Below are 2436 nucleotides of genomic sequence, written 5' to 3'. Positions count from 1 at the left end.
TAATGGAAGCCGGTAATTCATTTTGGTTTTTACTGGTTGGCGGACTGTTGCTGGCTATGGGGTTAACTGCACCGCTGATTAAACGAATTCCCGCCACCAGCGCTATGATTTATCTGAGTGTCGGCATCATCATCGGCCCAACCGGTTTGGGGCTATTCCATATCAACCCTCTCCAGCAGTCGGCATTGCTGGAAATTCTTACCGAAGTAGTCGTGCTGGTTTCACTGTTTGCCGCCGGTGTGAAAATGCCAGTACCGTTTCGCTGGCGCAGATGGCATGCCCCCATTCAATTGGCGTTCTTGTCTATGGCCTGCACCGTGGGGCTGGTGGCGTGGTTTGCTGTTGCCTGGTTGGATTTGCCTGTTGGCGCGGCTATTTTACTCGGCGCCATTGTCGCCCCCACGGACCCGGTATTAGCGACCGATGTACAGGTAACGCACCCAGGGGACCGGGACAGATTGCGTTTTTCCCTGACCAGCGAGGCCGGCTTGAATGATGGCAGTGCGTTTCCGTTCGTGATGCTCGGGTTGGGATTGTTGGGCTTGCACGATATCGGCTCCGGTGGTGGCGCCTGGCTACTCCGGGATGTGGCCTGGGCCACTATCGCGGGCCTGGTGTTGGGCGTGGTGTCCGGTAACCTGCTGGCTCGACTAGCCGGCTATCTGCGCGGAAGGCAACCTGTGGGCCATGGCTTCCTGGATGATTTTCTCGGGTTGGGGCTGATTGGTGTTGTTTATGGGGGCAGTCTGTTGATCGGAGCCTGGGGCTTTTTAGCGGTATTTACCGCTGCCGTCTCATTGCGCCAGGCAGAGCAGGCACGGGCGGGCGCTAGTCCGGAAACTGCAAAATTGCAGGAAGGGCGGGCGCAAAGCGTCACTGTGGCCAGCGGCAGCCATTCCGTCAGCGAGGGTTCATTGGTGTTCAAGGAGCACTTGGAAAGACTCTCTGAGGTGCTCCTGATCCTGCTGATCGGTGGTACTTTGTTTGTGGATTCGTGGAGCTGGCGAGCGGTTGGCTTCGCATTGTTCCTGTTCCTGGTGGCCCGCCCGATCAGTGTAATGATTGGCTTGTTGGGAACCCGAGTGCCGGTGAGGGTCAGAGGATTGATTGCCTGGTTCGGCGTGCGCGGTGTCGGGTCATTGTATTACCTCATGTATGCCATTGAGCACGGCCTACCGGGAGACTTGGCTTTGGAATTGACACAAATCGTTCTGGTGGTGGTCAGCCTGTCAATTTTGGTTCACGGATTGACCGTCAAACCCATGGTCAATCGCTACGCTTGCCATAAGCTGAGTGTCCCAACCTGAGCCCAGATCCATAGATACTAAAAAAGGAGAAACCCAATGAAAATCAAGTGTAATCCAGTTATAAAATGGCTGTTGCCATTGCTGACCGTTTTGGTGGTAGCGGGCTGTGATAATCCGGCTGATGTAACGAGTGAACCTGAACCTGAGGCTGTCGTCGAGTCATCGGCGGCAGTAATGCCTGAAGCCGCACCGCCAGTCTGTGCCAATTGCGGTACGGTGGTATCCATTACGCCGGTCACTGTAAAGGGTTCCGGCAGTGGTGCCGGTGCTGTGGCGGGGGCCGTGGTCGGCGGCCTGCTGGGCAACCAGGTGGGCGGCGGCAGTGGCAAGAAAGTCGCCACGGTGGTTGGTGCTGTGGGCGGTGCCTTTGCCGGTAATGAGGTTGAGAAGCGCGCCAAGCAGCAGGTCTATTACGACGTCCTGGTGGAACTGGATACCGGGGGCACCCAGACGGCCAGTGTCGGTGATGTCCAGTACCTGGAACCGGGTACCAGGGTGCGGGTTTCCGGCAACAACCTGGAGCTATTGTAGGGTACGTCGCTATCCTAGCGGGCCGCCAGCGCTTCGGCGATGGCGGCCACCATCTCCTCCGGAGAATGCTGTTCGCTGTGCAGGGTGATATCGGCATAGCGGCGGTACAGCGCGGTGCGCTCGGCAAATAGCTCCTCGAAGCTCTGCTCCGGCCGCCGGGCGATGCCGCGGCTGTCGTAATCGCGGATGCGCTGGCGCAGGGCCTGTAACGGTGTGTCCAGGTAGATGACGATGCCGTGACTGGCCAGGTGTGCCATGGCGCTGTCGCTGTAGACGGCGCTGCCGCCGGTGGCGATCACCAGGTTGCGGCCGTCAATATCGTTCAGAACTTGCGCCTCGATCTGCCGCAGGTGCAGGTAGTCGTTCTCATCCATGATCTGTTGCAGGGTCTTGCCCTCGCGCACCTGGATCAGCACATCGCTGTCCACAAAGTCTTTGCCCAGCGCCTTGGCCAGCAGTACCCCGACGGTGCTCTTGCCCGCACCGGGCATGCCGATCAGCACAATATTGTCTTTTCTGGTGGTGTTCACGGTGACGGTGTCCTGCTAGAGGGAGGCCTTGACGAAGTCCATCAGCCGGGCGATGGCCTCCCCCGGCT

General features: G+C 58.6%; 3 protein-coding genes. 2 read left to right on the top strand and 1 reads right to left on the bottom strand.

The window, feature by feature from the left end; genetic code table 11:
* Together ABY948_RS12105 and ABY948_RS12100 are read left to right on the top strand one after the other, a co-directional pair.
* Nucleotides 1-1307: cation:proton antiporter (locus tag ABY948_RS12105; protein WP_461482790.1), on the top strand; the 1307-nt coding region annotated here is incomplete at its 5' end.
* Nucleotides 1308-1481: 174 nt separating this feature from the next.
* Nucleotides 1482-1838: an outer membrane lipoprotein gene (locus tag ABY948_RS12100; RefSeq protein ID WP_461482789.1), complete on the top strand. Its 357-nt coding sequence runs from the start codon at nucleotides 1482-1484 to the stop codon at nucleotides 1836-1838.
* A 14-nt stretch (nucleotides 1839-1852) separates the two neighbouring features.
* Here ABY948_RS12100 and ABY948_RS12095 read toward each other — a convergent pair whose 3' ends face one another.
* Nucleotides 1853-2368, bottom strand: a complete 516-nt coding sequence (locus ABY948_RS12095) for a shikimate kinase (RefSeq protein ID WP_461482788.1) — start codon at nucleotides 2366-2368, stop codon at nucleotides 1853-1855.
* Nucleotides 2369-2436 lie beyond the last annotated feature (68 nt).

This window comes from Porticoccus sp. (assembly GCF_041592135.1).
GTDB lineage: Bacteria > Pseudomonadota > Gammaproteobacteria > Pseudomonadales > Porticoccaceae > Porticoccus.
The sequence above is the reverse complement of the archived record's forward strand: the minus strand, read 5'-3'. Positions and strand labels throughout refer to the sequence as shown.

Coding starts and splice junctions, on each gene's coding strand:
- ABY948_RS12100 (WP_461482789.1), top strand. CDS start 1,482: ATGCCTGAAGCCGCACCGCCAGTCTGTGCCAATTGCGGTACGGTGGTA.